This is a genomic window from Sinorhizobium sp. CCBAU 05631, from assembly GCF_002288505.1.
Lineage (GTDB): Bacteria > Pseudomonadota > Alphaproteobacteria > Rhizobiales > Rhizobiaceae > Sinorhizobium > Sinorhizobium fredii_C.
This window is the reverse complement of record NZ_CP023063.1, coordinates 1,075,213-1,095,539: the sequence shown is the minus strand read 5'-3', so window position 1 is coordinate 1,095,539 and position 20,327 is coordinate 1,075,213. Positions and strand designations below refer to the sequence as shown.

General features: G+C 61.2%; 16 protein-coding genes and 1 tRNA gene. 1 reads left to right on the top strand and 16 read right to left on the bottom strand.

Annotated elements, in window-relative coordinates:
• Nucleotides 1–11: 11 nt before the first annotated feature.
• A complete protein-coding gene (gene rpsG, locus SS05631_RS05235; protein WP_026612436.1) occupies nt 12–482 on the bottom strand; it encodes a 30S ribosomal protein S7 in 471 nt (156 codons plus the stop codon).
• A 57-nt stretch (nt 483–539) separates the two neighbouring features.
• Nucleotides 540–911 carry a 30S ribosomal protein S12 gene (gene rpsL, locus SS05631_RS05230; RefSeq protein ID WP_003507760.1) on the bottom strand — a complete coding sequence of 124 codons (372 nt, stop codon included), beginning with the start codon at nt 909–911 and terminating at the stop codon, nt 540–542.
• Nucleotides 912–1,488: 577 nt separating this feature from the next.
• On the opposite strand from rpsL, the gene SS05631_RS05225 reads away from it, so the two are divergent.
• Nucleotides 1,489–1,785, top strand: coding sequence for a hypothetical protein (locus tag SS05631_RS05225; protein WP_037427197.1), 297 nt, complete (start codon nt 1,489–1,491; stop codon nt 1,783–1,785).
• A gap of 102 nt (nt 1,786–1,887) precedes the next feature.
• On the opposite strand, the gene rpoC is transcribed toward SS05631_RS05225, so the two are convergent.
• The 14 genes from rpoC to SS05631_RS05155 form a co-directional block, all read right to left on the bottom strand.
• Nucleotides 1,888–6,093: a DNA-directed RNA polymerase subunit beta' gene (gene rpoC / locus SS05631_RS05220; protein ID WP_037427195.1), complete on the bottom strand. Its 4,206-nt coding sequence runs from the start codon at nt 6,091–6,093 to the stop codon at nt 1,888–1,890.
• A gap of 185 nt (nt 6,094–6,278) precedes the next feature.
• Nucleotides 6,279–10,421 (bottom strand): DNA-directed RNA polymerase subunit beta, encoded by a 4,143-nt coding sequence (gene rpoB, locus SS05631_RS05215; RefSeq protein ID WP_037427193.1) that lies wholly within the window; start codon nt 10,419–10,421, stop codon nt 6,279–6,281.
• Between the two features lie 265 nt (nt 10,422–10,686).
• Nucleotides 10,687–11,070: a 50S ribosomal protein L7/L12 gene (rplL, locus tag SS05631_RS05210; RefSeq protein ID WP_037382910.1), complete on the bottom strand. Its 384-nt coding sequence runs from the start codon at nt 11,068–11,070 to the stop codon at nt 10,687–10,689.
• 58 nt (nt 11,071–11,128) lie between these two features.
• Nucleotides 11,129–11,647 carry a 50S ribosomal protein L10 gene (rplJ, locus tag SS05631_RS05205; protein WP_037427189.1) on the bottom strand — a complete coding sequence of 173 codons (519 nt, stop codon included), beginning with the start codon at nt 11,645–11,647 and terminating at the stop codon, nt 11,129–11,131.
• 329 nt (nt 11,648–11,976) lie between these two features.
• Nucleotides 11,977–12,675, bottom strand: a complete 699-nt coding sequence (rplA, locus tag SS05631_RS05200; protein WP_037427187.1) for a 50S ribosomal protein L1 — start codon at nt 12,673–12,675, stop codon at nt 11,977–11,979.
• A gap of 4 nt (nt 12,676–12,679) precedes the next feature.
• Nucleotides 12,680–13,108, bottom strand: coding sequence for a 50S ribosomal protein L11 (gene rplK / locus SS05631_RS05195; RefSeq protein ID WP_034858872.1), 429 nt, complete (start codon nt 13,106–13,108; stop codon nt 12,680–12,682).
• Nucleotides 13,109–13,324: 216 nt separating this feature from the next.
• Nucleotides 13,325–13,855 carry a transcription termination/antitermination protein NusG gene (gene nusG, locus SS05631_RS05190; protein ID WP_018239477.1) on the bottom strand — a complete coding sequence of 177 codons (531 nt, stop codon included), beginning with the start codon at nt 13,853–13,855 and terminating at the stop codon, nt 13,325–13,327.
• 17 nt (nt 13,856–13,872) lie between these two features.
• Nucleotides 13,873–14,073 (bottom strand): preprotein translocase subunit SecE, encoded by a 201-nt coding sequence (secE, locus tag SS05631_RS05185; protein ID WP_012707741.1) that lies wholly within the window; start codon nt 14,071–14,073, stop codon nt 13,873–13,875.
• A gap of 198 nt (nt 14,074–14,271) precedes the next feature.
• A tRNA-Trp gene (locus SS05631_RS05180) sits at nt 14,272–14,347 on the bottom strand.
• 150 nt (nt 14,348–14,497) lie between these two features.
• Entirely contained in the window at nt 14,498–15,427 is a 930-nt protein-coding gene (locus SS05631_RS05175) for an NAD(P)-dependent oxidoreductase (protein ID WP_037427184.1), read from the bottom strand.
• A gap of 345 nt (nt 15,428–15,772) precedes the next feature.
• On the bottom strand, nt 15,773–16,948 hold the full coding sequence (tuf, locus tag SS05631_RS05170; RefSeq protein WP_095677935.1) for an elongation factor Tu: 1,176 nt from the start codon (nt 16,946–16,948) through the stop codon (nt 15,773–15,775).
• A 424-nt stretch (nt 16,949–17,372) separates the two neighbouring features.
• Nucleotides 17,373–18,161, bottom strand: a complete 789-nt coding sequence (locus SS05631_RS05165; protein ID WP_037414244.1) for an SDR family oxidoreductase — start codon at nt 18,159–18,161, stop codon at nt 17,373–17,375.
• A complete protein-coding gene (locus SS05631_RS05160; protein ID WP_037414242.1) occupies nt 18,161–19,435 on the bottom strand; it encodes an L-fuconate dehydratase in 1,275 nt (424 codons plus the stop codon). The genes SS05631_RS05165 and SS05631_RS05160 overlap by 1 nt, the downstream gene beginning before the upstream one ends.
• Nucleotides 19,432–20,274 (bottom strand): ureidoglycolate lyase, encoded by an 843-nt coding sequence (locus SS05631_RS05155; protein WP_037414240.1) that lies wholly within the window; start codon nt 20,272–20,274, stop codon nt 19,432–19,434. Before SS05631_RS05155 ends, SS05631_RS05160 begins: the two co-directional genes overlap by 4 nt.
• Nucleotides 20,275–20,327: the final 53 nt, after the last annotated feature.

Genomic DNA, 20,327 nt, shown 5'->3' with positions numbered 1-20,327 from the left:
ACGTGTTGCCGTTACCAGCGGTAGTGCGAGAACGCACGGTTGGCATCGGCCATCTTGTGCGTGTCTTCGCGCTTCTTGACGGCGCTGCCACGGTTGTTTGCTGCGTCCATGAGTTCGCCGCAGAGGCGATCGACCATGGTCGTTTCGTTGCGCTTGCGTGCGGCCGCGATCAGCCAGCGGATGGCGAGGGCCTGGCGACGCTCCGGACGTACATCGACCGGCACCTGATAGGTAGCACCACCGACGCGGCGCGAACGCACTTCAACATGCGGAGCAATGTTGTCGAGAGCCGAATGGAACACGGCGATCGGCTCCTGCTTCAGCTTCGACTGCACCGCTTCGAAGGCACCATAGACGATGCTTTCTGCAACGGACTTCTTGCCGTCCAACATGATTGCGTTCATAAATTTCGTGACGACCAGATCACCGAACTTCGGATCCGGGTTGATCTCACGCTTTTCTGCTCTATGGCGTCGGGACATACTTTTCGTCTCTCAACTTTTTATCTGGTGACCAGCGAAATGGCGCCGGTTGCGATGTTATTTCGGACGCTTGGCGCCGTACTTCGAACGACGCTGCTTGCGGTTCTTCACACCCTGCGTATCGAGAACGCCGCGGATGATGTGGTAACGAACACCCGGAAGGTCCTTCACGCGGCCGCCGCGGATCATAACCACGGAGTGCTCCTGAAGATTGTGGCCTTCCCCGGGAATGTAGCCGATCACCTCGAAGCCGTTCGTCAGGCGGATCTTTGCAACCTTACGCAGAGCCGAGTTCGGCTTCTTCGGGGTCGTCGTGTAGACGCGGGTGCAAACGCCGCGCTTCTGCGGGTTTTCCTGCAGAGCAGGAACCTTGTTGCGCTTTACCTGTGCCTGACGCGGCTTGCGGATCAGCTGGTTTACGGTAGGCATGTAACCATCCCTTGCAAAAACTTGTCTCGTTACCCTCTCGGGCGGATCGGTACCGAACGCCTATGAAATGCGCAAAACGAGGGCCGATCCGCCTTTTCGCAGATGGCCCCGACAAAAGCAGAGGACGCGCTATCTCGCGCGTCTTGCGTGCAGCATTGTGTCTTCAGCGTGCGTTTGAACCTTGTTTGAGGCGAACTCCAGAACGCGACGTTCCGAACCAGCCAGCCTCACATGGGCTCTGATGCGGCGGGGTGTACTGATTTCAGGTCGATCCGTCAAGGGCAATTAACAAATATTCTCGCTCTTGCAGCCCTGATATGCCTGAAAAACAAGGCTTTGCGGCGCGCATCCCGCTTCCCGGGCAGGTCCGTGGCGCATTGAACATCGCCTTGGTCTCTGTCGTTAAAGAATCGGTAACACCAATCGGCGTTTCCACGAACCGTGAGTCAGCCCGATTCTCCAGACGTCTTGCAGCCCGGCGAAATTCGGCTTCTCAAGAAGAAGGCTCTCTCCTATTTCTTTCGCGAGGCGGGGAAACCGGGTTAAGGTTACCCGCAATCCGAACGAGGACCTTCCGATGCCCATCATGCCCGACAACGACAATTCACCCGAAGAGCCGCTGGTCTTCGTCATCATCGGCCGCGCCTACGAGAACGATCGCGACGAAGCGGGCGTGGAAATTCACGTGATGCTCCGGGCGCCGGATGACGACACCGCCGTGCGGGAAGCGCTGAATGCGCTTGCGGAGGAAGGATTCTTCCAGGCGGATCTCGATCAGATCGGCACGCTTACCGACATTCCCGACGAGGAGCCGCATGCGTCCGCCTACCAGGGCGCGCTCGAGGGCGAGGTGTCGATCATCCGCTTCGGCTGACCGAATTCCGACGAGGTGAGACGAGAAAGCCGCCCGGGACCTGGTCCGGGCGGCTTTGAATTTGGGGAAGAGAGAGGGTGGCACGCACCCTCTCCTTTCCGATCATTCGGCCGCAGCGTTTTCGTTCGCCATGTCGGCGAGCATCGGCGTCGCCGCATCGGCGCCCGTACCCTTGCGGCGCTCTTCGAGGATCAACTCGTCGCGCGCCGTGGCGATGCGGCGGATCTGCGTCATCGTGCCACCGGTGCCGGCCGGGATGAGGCGACCGACAATGACGTTTTCCTTGAGGCCCTGCAGGCTGTCCGTCTTGCCGGCAACCGCCGCTTCCGTGAGCACCTTAGTGGTCTCCTGGAACGACGCGGCCGAGATGAAGGACGGCGTCTGCAGCGATGCCTTGGTGATGCCGAGCAGCACCGGCTCGCCGAAGGCCGGCTTCTTGCCTTCGGCAAGCAGCGCGTCGTTGACGTCCTCGAGCTCGATGCGGTCGACATTGTCGCCGACGATGTAGCTCGAGTCACCGGCGTCGGTGATTTCGACCTTCTGCAGCATCTGCCGGACGATCACCTCGATGTGCTTGTCGTTAATGACAACGCCCTGCAGGCGATAGACTTCCTGGATCTCGTTGACGAGGTAGGAGGCCAGCGCTTCCACGCCCTTGATCGCCAGGATGTCGTGCGGCGCCGGGTTGCCGTCGAGGATGTAGTCGCCCTTTTCGATGTAGTCGCCATCCTGAAGATGGAAGGGCTTGCCCTTCGGGATCAGGTACTCGACCGGCTCGACACCGTCTTCGGCCGGCTCGATCAGCACGCGACGCTTGTTCTTGTAGTCGCGGCCGAAGCGAACCGTGCCATCGATCTCGGCGATGATGGCGTGATCCTTCGGACGGCGTGCCTCGAAGAGCTCGGCAACGCGCGGCAGACCACCGGTGATGTCCTTGGTCTTGGCGCTTTCGAGCGGCGAACGGGCGAGAACGTCACCCTGGCTGACCTTCTGGCCCGGCTCGACCGAGAGGATCGCATCGACCGACAGCATGAAGCGGGCTTCGCCGCCGCGGGCGAGCTTGGCAATGCTGCCGTTCTTGTCCTTGATTACGATCGCCGGCTTCAGGTCCGTGCCGCGCGGCGTCGAACGCCAGTCGATAACCTGGCGCTTGGTGATGCCGGTCGATTCGTCCGTCGATTCCAGAACCGAGATGCCGTCGACGACGTCTTCGAAGTGAACGGTACCTTCCACTTCCGTCATCATCGGACGGGTGTAGGGGTCCCACTCGGCGAAACGCTGGCCGCGCTTCACCTTGTCGCCGTCGTCGACGAAGATCTTCGAACCGTAGGCAACGCGCTGCGAGGAGCGCTCGACACCGCGTTCGTCGAGGATCTGGATCGCCATGTTGCGGCCCATGGCGACGAGGACGCCATCGGAATTGCGCAGCATGTTGCGGTTCTTGATCTGGACCGTGCCTTCGTAGGACGCTTCGAGGAACGACTGGTCGACCACGGTCGCCGTACCGCCGAGGTGGAAGGTACGCATGGTCAGCTGCGTGCCCGGCTCACCGATCGACTGCGCCGCAATGACACCGACCGCTTCACCCATGTTGACGGGCGTACCGCGGGCGAGGTCACGGCCGTAGCAGACGCCGCAGACGCCGGTCTGGATCTCGCAGGTCAGCGCCGAGCGAATGCGGACGGACTGAATGCCGGCCTTCTCGATCGTGGCAACATCGGCCTCGAGGATCATCTTGCCGGCATCGACGATGCGTTCGCCGGTGACCGGGTTGTCGATGTTGTCGAGCGCCGTACGGCCGAGGATACGCTGGCCGAGCGAGGCGACGACCTGGCCGGCATCGACGATCGCCGTCATGGTCAGGCCCTTGTCGGTGCCGCAATCGACATGCGTGACGATGCAGTCCTGCGCGACGTCGACGAGACGGCGGGTCAGGTAACCGGAGTTCGCGGTCTTCAAGGCGGTGTCCGCCAGACCCTTACGGGCACCGTGCGTCGAGTTGAAGTACTCGTTCACGGTCAGGCCTTCCTTGAAGTTCGAGATGATCGGCGTTTCGATGATCTCGCCCGACGGCTTGGCCATGAGGCCGCGCATGCCGCCCAGCTGGCGCATCTGGTTCGGAGAACCACGAGCACCCGAGTGCGACATCATGTAGATCGAGTTCATCGGCTTCTGGCGACCATTGTCGTCAAACTCGACCGCCTTGATGCGCGCCATCATCTCTTCGGCGACCTTTTCGGTTGCCTTGCCCCAGGCGTCGACGACCTTGTTGTACTTCTCGCCCTGGGTGATCAGGCCGTCATTGTACTGCTGCTCGTATTCCTTCACGAGCGCTTCGGTGTCGCCGACGATCTTCACCTTGGTGTCCGGGATCACCATGTCGTCCTTGCCGAACGAAATGCCGGCGCGGCAGGCATGGGCGAAGCCGAGCTGCATGATCCGGTCGCAGAAGATCACCGTGTCCTTCTGGCCGCAATGGCGATAGACCGTGTCGATCATCTTCGAAATATTCTTCTTGGTCATCTCCTGGTTGCAGATCTCGAACGGAATGTTCGGGTTCTTCGGCAGGAGCTCGCCGATGATCATGCGACCGGGCGTCGTTTCATAGATCTTCGAGACCGGGTTGCCCTCGGCATCGACGGTCTTGTAGCGGCCGCGGATCTTGGCGTGCAGCGTGACGGCCTTGGTTTCCAGCGCATGGTGCAGTTCGCCCATGTCGGAGAAGGCCATGCCTTCACCCGGCTCGTTCTGGTTCAGGATCGACAGATAGTAGAGGCCGAGAACCATGTCCTGCGACGGAACAATGATCGGTGCGCCGTTTGCCGGATGCAGGATGTTGTTCGTCGACATCATCAGCACGCGGGCTTCAAGCTGGGCTTCGAGCGACAGCGGCACGTGAACGGCCATCTGGTCGCCGTCGAAGTCGGCGTTGAAGGCGGTGCAGACGAGCGGGTGCAGCTGGATCGCCTTGCCTTCGACCAGGATCGGCTCGAAGGCCTGGATGCCCAGGCGGTGCAGCGTCGGCGCACGGTTCAGCAGAACCGGATGCTCGCGGATGACCTCGTCGAGAATATCCCAGACTTCCGGCTTTTCCTTTTCCACCAGCTTCTTCGCCTGCTTGACGGTCGAGGAGAAGCCCTTGGCGTCGAGGCGGGCGTAGATGAACGGCTTGAAGAGTTCGAGCGCCATCTTCTTCGGAAGACCGCACTGGTGCAGCTTGAGCTCCGGACCGGTCACGATGACCGAACGGCCGGAATAGTCGACGCGCTTGCCAAGCAGGTTCTGGCGGAAGCGGCCCTGCTTGCCCTTCAGCATGTCGGAGAGCGACTTCAGCGGACGCTTGTTGGCACCGGTGATGACGCGGCCGCGACGGCCGTTGTCGAACAGCGCATCGACGGATTCCTGCAGCATGCGCTTTTCGTTGCGGATGATGATGCCCGGTGCGCGCAGTTCGATCAGCCGCTTCAGACGGTTGTTGCGGTTGATGACGCGACGGTAGAGATCGTTGAGATCCGACGTCGCGAAACGGCCGCCGTCGAGCGGCACGAGCGGACGCAGGTCCGGCGGGATCACCGGAACGACCTTCATGATCATCCACTCCGGACGGTTGCCGGACTCCATGAAGTTCTCGACGATCTTCAGCCGCTTCATCAGCTTTTTCTGCTTCAGATCCGAGCTCGTCTCGGCCATTTCGGCGCGCAGATCACCGGCGATCTTCTCGAGATTCATCGAAGCGAGCATCTCGTAGATCGCTTCGGCGCCGATCATCGCGGTGAACTGGTCTTCGCCGAACTCGTCGACCGCGATCATGTACTCTTCTTCGCTGAGGAGCTGGTTCTCCTTCAGCGACGTCAGGCCAGGTTCGGTGACGATGTAGTTTTCGAAATAGAGGACGCGCTCGATATCCTTCAGGGTCATGTCGAGCAACGTCGCGATGCGGCTCGGCAGCGACTTCAGGAACCAGATATGGGCAACAGGCGCGGCGAGCTCGATATGGCCCATGCGCTCGCGGCGAACGCGCGACAGCGTCACTTCGACGCCGCACTTTTCGCAGATGATGCCCTTGTACTTCATGCGCTTGTACTTGCCGCACAGGCACTCGTAGTCCTTGATCGGACCGAAGATGCGCGCGCAGAACAGACCGTCGCGCTCGGGCTTGAAGGTGCGGTAGTTGATCGTCTCCGGCTTCTTGATCTCACCGTAAGACCAGGAAAGAATCTTCTCCGGCGACGCGATCGAAATCCGGATGGAATCGAAGGTCTGTGCAGGCACCTGCGGATTGAAAAGATTCATGACCTCTTGGTTCATGCCTGTCTCCTTTGCGGGCTTTACGCCCTGAGCTTGGCGAGGGTGCCGGCAAATCCCGGGCGCCGGCCCCTGCCCCATAAACAGCTAAAACCGCATCGGGTGCGGCCCTGTTCCTGCCGCGGGGCAAGCGAGCGCCCGGCGGCGGAAACGGTGCGCGCCGCTTTGCGGCACGCACCGGATATCACTTACTCCGCCGCGTCCGGCAGCTGCGCCGCGGTGCCGAGATCCTCAACCTTCGAGTTTTCCAACTCAACGGAGAGGCCGAGCGAGCGCATTTCCTTGACGAGAACGTTGAAGCTCTCCGGAATGCCCGCCTCGAACGTATCGTCGCCTCGGACGATCGCCTCGTAGACCTTGGTACGGCCGGCCACGTCGTCCGACTTGACCGTCAGCATTTCCTGCAGCGTGTAGGCGGCGCCGTAGGCTTCGAGCGCCCAAACCTCCATTTCGCCGAAGCGCTGGCCGCCGAACTGCGCCTTGCCGCCCAGCGGCTGCTGGGTAACGAGCGAGTACGGACCGATCGAACGGGCGTGGATCTTGTCGTCCACCAGGTGGTTGAGCTTCAGCATATAGATGTAGCCAACCGTGACCTGGCGGTCGAAGGCCTCGCCGGTACGACCGTCATAGAGCGTCGACTGACCGGTCACCTTCAGGCCGGCCTTGTTCAACATCTCGTTGACGTCGGCCTCGACCGCGCCGTCGAAGACCGGCGTTGCAATCGACACGCCGCGGCGGGTCTGCTCGGCCAGCCGGACGATCGACTCGTCGTCGTACTGCTTGATCGGCTCGCCCTTCGGACCGGCGCCCATGACGTCGTCGATCGTCTGGCGCAACGGCTTGATGTCGCCGCTCTCGTGATAGGCCTCGAGCATTGCGCCGATCTTCTTGCCCATGCCGGCGCAAGCCCAGCCCAGATGCGTCTCGAGGATCTGGCCGACGTTCATGCGCGACGGCACGCCGAGCGGGTTCAGCACCACGTCGACATGCGTGCCATCTTCGAGGAACGGCATGTCCTCGATCGGCACGATCCGCGACACGACACCCTTGTTGCCGTGACGGCCGGCCATCTTGTCGCCCGGTTGGATCTTGCGCTTCACGGCGACGAAGACCTTGACCATCTTCATGACGCCCGGAGGCATTTCGTCGCCGCGCTGGACCTTTTCGACCTTGTCCATGAAGCGCTGTTCGAGACGCGACTTGGATTCGTCGTACTGGGCGCGAAGCGCTTCGATCTCGCCCTGAGCCTTCTCGTCCTCGACGGCGAACATCCACCACTGCGAGCGCGGATATTCGCTGATGACGGCGTTCGAAAGCTCGGTGCCCTTCTTGAAGCCCTTCGGGCCGGCAACGGCAACATGGCCGCGCAGCATGTCGATCAGGCGTGCATAGACGTTGCGGTCGAGGATCGCCTGCTCGTCGTCGCGGTCCTTGGCGAGGCGTTCGATCTCCTCGCGCTCGATCGCCATCGCGCGCTCGTCCTTCTCGACCCCGTGCCGGTTGAAGACGCGAACTTCGACAACCGTGCCGAAGGTGCCGGGCGGCATGCGCATCGACGTATCACGGACGTCCGAGGCCTTTTCGCCGAAGATGGCGCGCAGAAGCTTTTCTTCCGGCGTCATCGGGCTTTCGCCCTTCGGCGTGATCTTGCCGACCAGGATGTCGCCCGGCTGAACTTCGGCGCCGATATAGACGATGCCGGCTTCGTCCAGGTTCTTCAGCGCTTCTTCCGATACGTTCGGAATGTCGCGCGTGATTTCTTCCGGACCGAGCTTGGTGTCGCGGGCCATGACTTCGAATTCCTCGATATGAATCGAGGTGAAGACGTCATCGCGCACGATCCGCTCGGAGAGCAGGATCGAGTCTTCGTAGTTGTAGCCGTTCCAGGGCATGAAGGCGACGAGCGCATTGCGGCCGAGCGCCAGATCTCCGAGATCGGTCGACGGGCCGTCGGCGATGATGTCGCCCTTGTTGACCAGGTCGCCGACGGTGACCAGCGGACGCTGGTTCACGCAGGTGTTCTGGTTGGAACGCTGGAACTTCTGCAGCCGGTAGATATCGACGCCCGACTTCGACGGATCGAGGTCTTCGGTGGCGCGGATAACGATACGCGTCGCATCGACCTGGTCGACGACGCCGCCACGGCGGGCGGCGATCGCCGCGCCCGAGTCGCGGGCAACGACCGGCTCCATGCCGGTGCCGACGAAGGGTGCCTCGGCTCTCAGCAGCGGAACCGCCTGACGCTGCATGTTCGAGCCCATCAGCGCGCGGTTGGCGTCGTCGTTCTCAAGGAACGGGATGAGCGCCGCGGCGACCGAAACGAGCTGTTTCGGCGAAACGTCCATCAGGTTGATGTTGTCGCGCGGCGCCAGCATGACTTCGCCGGCGTGACGGCAGACGACGAACTCTTCCGCGAAGGAATTGTCGTCGTTCAGGACCGAGTTGGCCTGGGCGACGTGATACTTTGCCTCTTCCATCGCCGACAGGTAGACCACGTCCCCGGTCACCTTGCCATCGACGATCTTGCGGTACGGACTCTCGATGAAGCCGTACTTGTTGACGCGGGCAAAAGTCGCGAGCGAGTTGATCAGACCGATGTTCGGGCCTTCCGGCGTCTCGATCGGGCAAATGCGGCCGTAATGGGTCGGATGCACGTCGCGGACTTCGAAGCCGGCGCGCTCGCGGGTCAGACCACCCGGGCCAAGAGCCGAAAGGCGGCGCTTGTGGGTGATTTCCGAGAGCGGGTTCACCTGGTCCATGAACTGCGACAGCTGCGAGGAGCCGAAGAACTCGCGAACGGCGGCAGCGGCCGGCTTCGCGTTGATCAGGTCCTGCGGCATGACGGTGTCGATCTCGATCGAGGACATGCGCTCCTTGATCGCGCGCTCCATGCGCAGGAGACCCAGGCGATACTGGTTCTCCATCAGCTCGCCGACCGAGCGGACGCGGCGGTTGCCGAGGTTGTCGATGTCGTCGATCTCGCCCTTACCGTCACGCAGTTCGACCAGCATCTTGACGACCGCGAGGATGTCTTCCTTGCGCAGCGTGCGGACCGTGTCCGGCACGTCGAGGTCGAGACGCATGTTCATCTTCACGCGGCCCACGGCCGAGAGGTCGTAGCGCTCGGCATCGAAGAACAGCGCGTTGAACATGGCTTCGGCCGAATCCATGGTCGGCGGCTCGCCCGGACGCATGACGCGATAGATGTCAAACAGCGCGTCCTGCCGGTTCTCGTTCTTGTCGGCGGTCAGCGTGTTGCGGATATAGGCACCGACATTGATGTGGTCGATGTCGAGGACCGGAATCTCGTCGAACCCGGCCGCCAGGATGACGGGAAGCGTCTTCTCGTCGATCTCGTCGCCGGCTTCCAGGTAGATTTCGCCGGTTTCGACGTTGACGACGTCTTCGGCGAGGTAGTTGCCGTAAAGGTCGTCATCGGTCGCCTTGAGCGCCTTCAGCCCCTTGTCCTGCAATTGACGCAGCAAGCGCGGCGTCAGCTTCTTGCCGGCCTCGACGACGACTTCGCCGCTGTCGGCGTCGATCATGTCGGCAAGCGCCTTCTGGCCCTTGAGCGCATCCGGCTGGAACGGCACGCGCCAGCCATCGCCGTCGCGCTGGTAGAGCGACTTCGTATAGAAGGTGTCGAGGATTTCCTCGCCGTCCATGCCGAGTGCCATCATCAGCGACGTCACCGGAATCTTGCGGCGGCGGTCGATGCGGGCATGGACGATGTCCTTGGCGTCAAACTCGATGTCGAGCCAGGAACCGCGGTACGGAATGACGCGTGCGGCGAAGAGCAGTTTGCCGGACGAATGGCTCTTGCCCTTGTCATGGTCGAAGAAGACGCCCGGCGACCGGTGCATCTGCGAAACGATGACGCGCTCGGTGCCGTTGACGATGAAGGTACCGTTGTCCGTCATGAGCGGCATGTCGCCCATGTAGACGTTCTGTTCCTTGATGTCCTTGATCGACTTCGCGCCGGTATCCTCGTCGATATCGAACACGATCAGGCGCAGGGTCACCTTGAGCGGTGCCGCATAGGTCAGGTCGCGCTGGCGGCATTCCTCGACGTCGAACTTCGGCGGTTCGAATTCGTAGGACACGAATTCGAGCATCGAAGCGCCCGAAAAATCCTTGATCGGAAATACCGACTTGAAAACAGCTTGAAGTCCCTCGTCGGGACGCCCGCCTGCGGGCTCTTCGACCATGAGGAACTGGTCGTAGGACGCCTTCTGGACCTCGATGAGGTTCGGCATCTCTGCGACTTCGGGGATCTTTCCAAAAAACTTGCGTACGCGCCTACGACCGTTGAACGAAAGGGTCTGAGCCATCGTCGCTCCTTGTCAATCTTGCATCCGGGCCTGCAACGGACGGGAACCGATGGCCAGTCGATCCCGTCGATCAAATGAGTCGTTCAATCTCGTCAAGCTTTCGAAAGACGCCAGCACGGATTGCTGTGCTGTCCTTCAATCGCGACCATCCTCTTGAAGAACCCATTACCCAAAAGCCGTTTTCGACAGGCTTTTGGGTAATATGTTCCAAAAACGGTCAAAGAGAGGCGGCCCAAAGGGCCCCCTCCCTTCGCATGTCGTCGAATTACTTGACGTCAACCTTGGCGCCAGCGTCTTCGAGCTTCTTCTTGAGGTCGGCAGCTTCAGCCTTGGAAACTGCTTCCTTGACAGCCTTCGGAGCGCCTTCGACCAGGTCCTTGGCTTCCTTGAGGCCGAGGCCGGTGATGGCGCGGACTTCCTTGATGACGTTGATCTTGTTCGCGCCGGCATCCGTCAGGATGACGTCGAACTCGGTCTTCTCTTCTTCTGCAGCGGCAGCAGCGCCGCCAGCAGCACCGCCGACGGCAGCAACGGCTACCGGAGCAGCGGCGGAAACGCCCCACTTTTCTTCGAGCAGCTTGGAAAGCTCAGCCGCTTCCAGGACGGTCAGCGAGGAGAGGTCTTCAACGATCTTTGCGAGATCAGCCATTTTACTTTTCCTTTTGTTCGGTTCGAACTGGTTTTGATTACAACAGCGAAATTCCGCCTCAGGCGGCTTCGTCCTTCTTGGCATAGGCCGAGAACACGCGGGCAAGCTGGCTTGCCGGTGCTGCGACAACCGTCGCGACGCGGGTTGCCGGGGCATTGAGAAGGCCCAGCAGCTTCGCGCGCAGCTCGTCCAGCGAAGGCAGGGTCGCGAGCGACTTGACTGCTTCCGGGTTGAGCGTGGTTGTCCCCATGGCGCCGCCCAGGACAACGAGCTTGTCGTTGGTCTTGGCGAAATCCATGACGACCTTCGGAGCCGTTACGGGATCGGCGCTGTAAGCGATCAGCGTCTGTCCCTTGAAGAGATTGGTCATCCCTTCAGACTCCGTGCCCTGAAGAGCGATCTTGGCCAGGCGGTTTTTCGCGACTTTGACGGTGCCGCCAGCAGCGCGCATCTTCGAACGGAAGTCGTTCATCTGCGCAACTGTGACACCAGCATAGTGGGCCACGACAACCGAACCGGAAGCCTTGAAGACTTCGTTCAGCTCCGTGACGAATTCGCGTTTTTCCGCTCTTTCCACTGTCTGTCTCCAGTTGACAGGGTTGCTCATCGCAGCCCTGCCGGGTTTGCCTTTGTCACCCGGGATCATGCTTGATCCCAAGCAACGCTTAAGGATCCTGTCCCTTGGCGTTCCCGGATAGCCGGGTCTGACACAAGGCAAGCGAGGTTCGAACCGAATTTCGACGCCGCGGCGTCACTTGAAATCCAGATCTTACCCGTCTCATGCGGGCAATGGTGATTAAGGTAGAACCACCCGCAATCTCGGACAGGAATTCCGGGCCGGAAGCCCGGATATTTCCGGCCCCGAAAGGCCGGAAATTCGGTTTCGGGCCGAAGCCCGTGATTCCGTTAGGCGACGCTGAGCGTTGCCGGATCGATCTTGAGGCCGGGACCCATCGTCGAGGAGATCGCCACGCGCTTGACGTAGTTACCCTTCGCGCCGGTCGGCTTCGCCTTGATCACCGCGTCTGCGAAGGCGCGGATGTTCTCTTCCAGCGCCTTGGCATCGAAGGATGCCTTGCCGACGCCGGCGTGAACGATACCAGCCTTTTCGACGCGGAACTCGACGGCGCCGCCCTTCGAAGCCTTGACGGCCGCAGCGACGTCCATGGTGACGGTTCCGACCTTCGGGTTCGGCATCATGCCGCGCGGACCGAGAACCTTGCCGAGACGGCCGACGAGCGGCATCATGTCGGGGGTCGCGATGCAGCGATCGAAGTCGATCTTGCCGCCCTGAACGATTTCGACGAGGTCTTCCGCGCCGACGATGTCGGCACCGGCAGCCTTGGCCTCATCGGCCTTCGCACCACGTGCGAACACGGCGACACGAACCGAGCGGCCCGTGCCGTTCGGCAGGTTGACGACGCCGCGGACCATCTGGTCGGCATGGCGAGGGTCGACGCCGAGGTTCATCGCCACTTCGATCGTCTCGTCGAACTTGGCGGTCGCACGCTCCTTGACGAGCGTCACGGCTTCGGTGAGGCCGTAGACCTTCGCCGGATCAATGCCCTCGCGGGACTTCTGTACACGCTTTGCAATCTTCGCCATGGTCTTAGCCCGTCACTTCCAGGCCCATGGAGCGGGCGGAGCCCTCGACCATTGCCATTGCGCCTTCGATATCGGCCGCGTTGAGGTCCTTCATCTTGGCCTCGGCGATCGTGCGGATCTGGGCCTTCGAGATCGAGCCGGCCTTCGCCTTGCCCGGGGTCTTCGAACCGGACTGGATCTTCGCTTCGCGCTTCAGGAAGTAGCTGACCGGCGGCTGCTTCATGACGAAGGTGAAGGACTTGTCCTGGTAATAGGTGATGACGACCGGAATCGGCATACCCTTTTCCATTTCCTGCGTGGCGGCGTTGAACGCCTTGCAGAATTCCATGATGTTAATGCCGCGCTGACCAAGCGCAGGACCGATCGGCGGCGACGGGTTCGCCGAGCCGGCCTTGACCTGCAGCTTGAGCTGGCCTGCAACTTTCTTAGCCATTTCTCTCTGCCTCTCTTTGCCCCACCCGGCAAACCGGAAGCGGGAACTGTTCAGCCGGTTGCCCGGCTCCTTGCCGGTCGGTTGACCGGCGGCTGCGGTTGCGTGGTGCGGATAGACCGGTCTGGCTAAGACCGGCTCCCTCCCACGCGCATGCGGATCACTCCGCCGGAGCAGGCCGACATGTCAGCCTGCCCATTCTCATAAGCTTGCGTTCTTTCAGACCTTCTCGACCTGGCCGTATTCCAGCTCGACCGGCGTGGCGCGGCCGAAGATCGACACCTCGACCTTCAGGCGCGAGCGCTCCTCGTCGACATCCTGCACGATGCCGTTGAAGGAGGCGAATGGCCCATCCGACACGCGGACCTGCTCGCCGATTTCAAACGAGACCGAAGGCTTCGGACGCTCGACGCCATCCTGGACCTGACCGAGAATCCGATCCGCCTCATGGTCCGGGATCGGCACCGGCTTGCTGTCGGTGCCAAGAAAACCGGTGACCTTCGGCGTGTTCTTGATGAGGTGGTAAGCCTCGTCCGTCAAATTCGCCCGCACGAGAACGTAGCCCGGGAAGAACTTCCGCTCGGAATCGACCTTGCGGCCGCGACGGACCTCAACGACTTTCTCGGTCGGAACGAGAATCTTCTCAAACAGATGCGAGAGACCCTTCTGCCTCGCCTTCTCCTCGATCGATTCGGCGACCTTCTTCTCGAAATTTGAATAGGCGTGAACGATATACCAGCGCGCAGCCATCTAACCCTCCACCCAAATCAAGCGCCAACGTTGAGGATCAGGCTCATCAGCCAACCCATCAACTGGTCCGCACCAAAGAAGAAGGCGGCGGCAAAAGAGACCATGACGAAGACCATCAGCGTCGAGATCGTCGTCTCGCGCCGCGAAGGCCAAGTCACTTTTGACGTTTCGGAGCGTACTTGCTGCAGAAACGTGAACGGATTCGTTTTGGATGCCATAAAATGCTCACGCCATTACGGCGCGTAAAGCCGATGTGTCAGCCCCACGCACCGCGTGTCTGTTTGGACCCTACATAAAGACCGATTCCAAAAACCACAAGAGCCGATCGGTCTTTTTTGTGAATATATGAACGGCCGCGCCGCCCGTCCCGCACATTCTGGCCGAAGTCAAACAACAGGGCAAGAAGGAGGGAAAAATGGCAGGGGCAGAGGGGCTCGAACCCCCGACCTGCGGTTTTGGAGACCGCCGCTCTACCAACTGAGCTATACCCCTAGACGAGACACACAACCGTGACCGGCTGCATCCTCGAGACTGCGGCTTCTTATTCAGTTTGCCGGATGCTTTCAAGCGCATTTGCAACAAAAGAGCAAAAAGTGCCAAGAAAAGTTTCTCATGGCCGCAGGCTACCCCAGCGCGCAGCCGCTACGTGCCAGGCTGCACATATTTCCGCCAATCGTGCTCCTCCTTGAAGCCGAGGACCTCGCGGATCTTTCGGTTCGACAGCAGCCCCTCGAACTCGCCGATCTCTCTGGTGAAGGGCACGTTCGGATAGAACTGCCTGGCGAGCTCGCGGGTCGGCGTGTTGGCCGACACGGTGTCGTTGCAGGCGTTGAAGACCGCGAAGCCGAGCCCGTCCTTTTCGATGCAAAGCTTGACGATCTGCCCCAGGTCGCGCGCATCGATATAGCTCCAGGCAATCCGCTTGCGGATCTCCGGATGCGCGAAAAAGTGGGGAAAGCGTTCGTATTCGTGCGGCTCGATCACGTTGCCGATGCGCAGTGCATAGATATCGAAGCCGGACCGCTCCGCAAAGGCGCGGGCGGTCTTTTCGTTCACCACTTTGGAGAGCCCGTAGGAATCCATCGGATCGACGTCGTAGTCCTCCTCCAGCGGAAAGCTGTGGAAGTCGCGATGCCCCTCGGCAAAGCAGACCCCGTAGGTGGTCTCGCTCGACGCGACGATGATCTTGCGGATGCCAAGCTTCACCGCCGCCTCGATGACGTTGTAGGTGCCCATCACATTGACCCGGAAGGTCTCGTTGTCCGGCTTGATGAGGATGCGTGGAATGGCCGCGAAGTGGACCACGGCATCGAAGGGTTGCGGCCCCCTGCCCTGATGCGCGCGGCTCTGTTCCCCCCTGGCCTGTTCCATGTCGGGAAAATCCCGATGCATCGACAGCGCGTTGAACATCTGGCCGCTGTCGGTGATGTCGGCGATCAGGTTGGTGACGCCGGGGCTGTCGAGCGGAACAAGGTCTACATTGTGCACTTCATAGCCGGCTTCGACGAGATAGGGCACGGCATGCCGGCCGGCCTTACCGGCGCCACCGGTAAAGAGAATCCGCTTCTTCACGATCTGCTCCTCCGCCTCTGACGACGCAGGAGCCTGCCACTCCGGCGAGACACATTCAAGTTGCGACGGCGGCGAACAGCAAAAACAAAGGACCCCGCGGTTGCCCGCGGGGTCCTTGAAAACCGGCAAAAGCCCGAATTACTCGACGATGCCGGCGCCGCGTGCAAATCGCGCTTGCGCGCCATTTGCACCTTCCTTGCTGCCTCGGCAGCTTACGGCATCGCCTTTCCGACCGTTACTCGACGATGGAGGCGACGATGCCGGCGCCGCGTGCAAATCGCGCTTGCGCACCATTTGCACCTTCCTTGCCGCCGTCGGCAGCTTACGGCATCGCCTTTCCGATCGTTACTCGACGATGGAGGCGACGATGCCGGCGCCGACGGTGCGGCCGCCTTCACGGATAGCGAAGCGCAGCTTCTCTTCCATGGCGATCGGCACGATCAGCTCGACGTCGACCGTCACGTTGTCGCCCGGCATCACCATTTCCGTGCCTTCCGGCAGCGTCACGATGCCCGTCACGTCCGTCGTGCGGAAGTAGAACTGCGGGCGGTAGTTGGTGAAGAACGGCGTGTGACGGCCGCCTTCTTCCTTCGTCAGGATGTAGGCTTCGGCCTTGAACTTGCGGTGCGGCTTGACCGAACCCGGCTTGCACAGAACCTGACCGCGCTCGACGCCGTTGCGGTCGACACCGCGCAGCAGCGCGCCGATGTTGTCGCCGGCCTGGCCCTGGTCGAGCAGCTTGCGGAACATTTCAACGCCCGTGCAGGTCGTCTTCGTCGTCGGACGGATGCCGACGATCTCGATTTCCTCACCGACCTTGACGATGCCGCGCTCGACGCGGCCGGTCACGACCGTGCCGCGGCCGGAGATCGAGAACACGTCTTCGATCGGCATCAGGAACGGCTGGTCGATCGGACGCTCCGGCGTCGGGATGTAGGCGTCGACAGCAGCCATCAGCTCGCGGATCGCGTCTTCGCCGATCTTCTTGTCGGAGTCTTCGAGAGCGGCAAGCGCCGAACCCTTGATGATCGGAATGTCGTCGCCCGGGAATTCGTAGGACGACAAGAGTTCGCGCACTTCCAGCTCGACGAGCTCGAGAAGCTCGGCGTCGTCGACCTGGTCGACCTTGTTCAGGAACACGACGATCGCCGGAACGCCGACCTGGCGGGCGAGCAGGATGTGCTCGCGGGTCTGCGGCATCGGGCCGTCGGCGGCGGACACAACCAGGATCGCGCCGTCCATCTGCGCCGCACCGGTGATCATGTTCTTGACGTAGTCGGCGTGGCCGGGGCAGTCGACGTGCGCATAGTGGCGGGCCGGCGTCTCGTATTCGACGTGCGCCGTCGAAATGGTGATGCCACGCGCCTTCTCTTCCGGCGCAGCGTCGATCTGGTCATACGCCTTGAATTCGCCGAAGTACTTGGTGATCGCTGCAGTCAGCGACGTCTTGCCATGGTCAACGTGGCCAATCGTGCCGATGTTGACGTGCGGCTTGTTGCGCTCGAATTTGCTCTTTGCCATGGGTACGCTTCCTGTGGTCAAATACGATGGATCAGCCGGCGGGGCCGGTTTGTGCAGCCGTTTAAGGGTTTCGCGGCATTTGCGCAAGACTTAATTGCGTCCGCCGAGACGGCAAGGTCCCGGCCTCTTTTAAAGATCGGAAAGAAGACGCGCCGCGCGAGCCCGGATAAACTTCCCAAATCGAAAAATCCAGAGCAATCAACGCTATGTGTGCTTTTCTCAAGTGGCACACTTACGTCCAATGCGACCAAGTCTCTGGCCCATGACGGTGACCGACATGTCGACCTCAGGCCGCGCAGCGCGCTCGGCAGAAGATCGCAGCTCTCGAAGGAAGTATTGCACTTGTAGGTGACTCGTCGCCCGCCCCGCCGGCGATTTATCGCGGAAATTGTGACACCTCAAACCCGCGTGGCCACAAGCCAGTTCACTGATCGGGAGCTTTTTCGAAAGTCCCGGCAATGGCGCGGTCAAGATGGGTGTAGCCGCCATCGGGAAACAGCCACTGCCCCGTCATATGGCTGGCGCGGCTCGACAACAGGAACGCACAAGTGTCGGCGATTTCGCGTGCCGTCGTCATGCGGTGGCCCAGCGGAATGCGGCGTACGATTTCTTGGAGTGTTGCTTCGCCGTCAGGCAAGGTATCTAGCCAGCGCCTGTAGAGCGGTGTCATTACCTCCGCGACGACGATGGCATTGACGCGGACCTGGTCAGGCAGAAATTCGACAGCCCATTCGCGGGTAAGCCCGAGTTGGGCGGCCTTGGCGGCGACGTAGGCCGAGGTGCCGCCCTGACCGGTCAAGGCTGTCTTGGAACTTATGTTGACAATGGCGCCGCGCGTCGCCCGCAGATCGTCCCCGAGCGCGTGGACCATCGTATAGTAATGAACGAGATTTTGGTTCAGGCTTTCGCGAAAGGCAGCCGGGCCCCGGTCAATGCCGACCCCATCATTCGCGCCGGCATTGTTGACGAGGCCGTAGACAGTACCGTGTCGAGAGCGCACGGTCTCGATCGCAGACCGGCAGGCATCATCATTGGAGAGTTCTGCCTGCACAAAATCTGCACCAGTCCGGCGAAGCCAATCCGGATCAGGCGACTGCCGGGCGACAATGACCGGCCGCGCGCCTTCCTCAGAAAGAACCTCCGTTATACCGGCACCGATACCCGAGCCGCCACCGGTTACCACGACGACCTTGCCTTGCAAATGGAGATCCATCATGCGCCTCTGAAACGGTAGCTTTCGAGACTCTCCGGCTTCATCTCGATCGAGAAACCGGGGGCCTGCGGCGGCATGTAGGCCGCGCCGCGGACGACACATGGATTGATGAAGTGCTCGTGAAGATGATCGACAAACTCGATCACCCGTCCATCCCGTGTTCCGGCGATGCAGAGGTAATCGATCATGGACATGTGCTGCACATACTCGCAAAGGCCGACGCCACCCGCATGGGGGCAAACCTTCAGGCCGTATTTGGCTGCCATCAGCATCACGGCCAGGACTTCGTTCAGCCCGCCCAGACGGCAACTGTCGATCTGCACCACATCGATAGCGCCCCGCATGATGAACTGCTTGAACAGGATGCGATTCTGGCACATCTCGCCGGTCGCAACCTGCACGGGAGCAACGCCCTCCCGTATCATGCGATGGCCCTCCACATCATCAGGACTTGTCGGTTCTTCAATGAACCAAGGCTTGACGAAGGCAAGCTTCTTCACCCAGTCAATCGCCTGGTCGACTTCCCAGACCTGATTGGCGTCAATCATCAGATTGACGTCCGGCCCGACCTCGTCGCGCGCGATGGTAAGGCGGCGAATGTCGTCCTCGAGATCGCGGCCGACCTTCATCTTGATGTGGCGGAAGCCCGCATCAACCGCCTCACGGCACAGGCGGCGCAGCTTGGCGTCGTCATAACCGAGCCAACCGGCTGAAGTCGTATAACAGGGATAGCCCTCCGCCTTCAGGATGGCGATGCGCTCTTGCTTTTCCCGAGCCTGCTCCGTCAGGAAGCTGAGCGCCCATTCCGGCGTAATGCAATCGGTGAGGTAACGGAAATCGATGCAGCGAACGAGCTCCTGAGGCGACATATCCGCAACCAGCCGCCAGACCGGCTTGCCCTCGATTTTCGCCCAAAGGTCCCAGGCCGCATTCACGACCGCGCCCGTTGCGAGATGGATGGCTCCCTTGTCGGGGCCGATCCAGCGAAGCTGGCTGTCGGACGTTACATGCCGCCAAAAGCGCCCCATGTCCTGCGCGATCCAGCTCATGTCGAGGCCAACGACCAGCGGACGCAGTGCTTCGATGGCCGCCACGCAAATCTCGTTGCCGCGGCCGATGGTAAAGGTGAGACCGTGGCCTTCGTGCGGACCGTCTGTCTCCAGGACCACATACGCGGCAGAATAGTCTGGATCGGGGTTCATCGCGTCAGACCCATCCAGGTGCTGGCTTGTCGGGAAGCGCACGTCGACGGTGCGAAGACCAGTAATCTTCATGTCTTGATAACCTTCTGCGTTTGCTCGCCTAGTCCTTCGATGCCGAGCCGAATCGTCTCGCCGCCCTTCAGGAAGACAGGGGGAATCTGACCGAGCCCGACGCCGGGCGGCGTCCCGCTGGAAATCACGTCGCCGGGCTGCAGGGATAGGAAGCGTGTGAGATAGCTGATGATATGGGCGACGCCGAATATCATCGTCGCGGTCGAGCCGTTCTGGTAGCGATGGCCGTCGACCTCCAGCCACATTTTCAGATTGCCGACATCGGGGACTTCGTCCGGCGTCACCAGCCAGGGGCCGATCGGGCCGAACGTGTCGCAGCCCTTGCCCTTGTCCCAGGTGCCGCCGCGCTCGATCTGCCATTCGCGCTCGGATACGTCGTTGACGACGCAATAGCCGGCAACATGCGACAGCGCATCCGCCTCCTCGATATAGCGGCCACCCTTGCCGATAACGATGCCGAGTTCCACTTCCCAGTCGGTCTTGACCGAGCCGCGCGGGATTTCGACGTCGTCGTTCGGGCCGCAGATAGCGCTGGTCCATTTGTTGAAGACCACCGGCTCCTTGGGGATCTCGGCGCCGGTTTCGGCGGCGTGGTCGGCATAGTTGAGGCCGATGCAGATGAACTTGCCGACGCGGCCGACGCAGGGCCCGATTCGGGGATTCCCTTCGACCAGGGGCAAGCTGGAGACATCGAGTGCCGCTAGTTGGCTGAGGTTCTCCGGCAACAACACGTCGCCAGCAATGTCGGCTGCATACCCGGAGATATCACGGATACGACCATCGTGGTCGAGGAGACCGGGCTTTTCCCGCCCGACGGGGCCATAGCGAAGAAGTTTCATTTTGCCGTCTCGATAGAGGACCCGGAGAATTTGGTCTCCGGGTCGGATGGTGT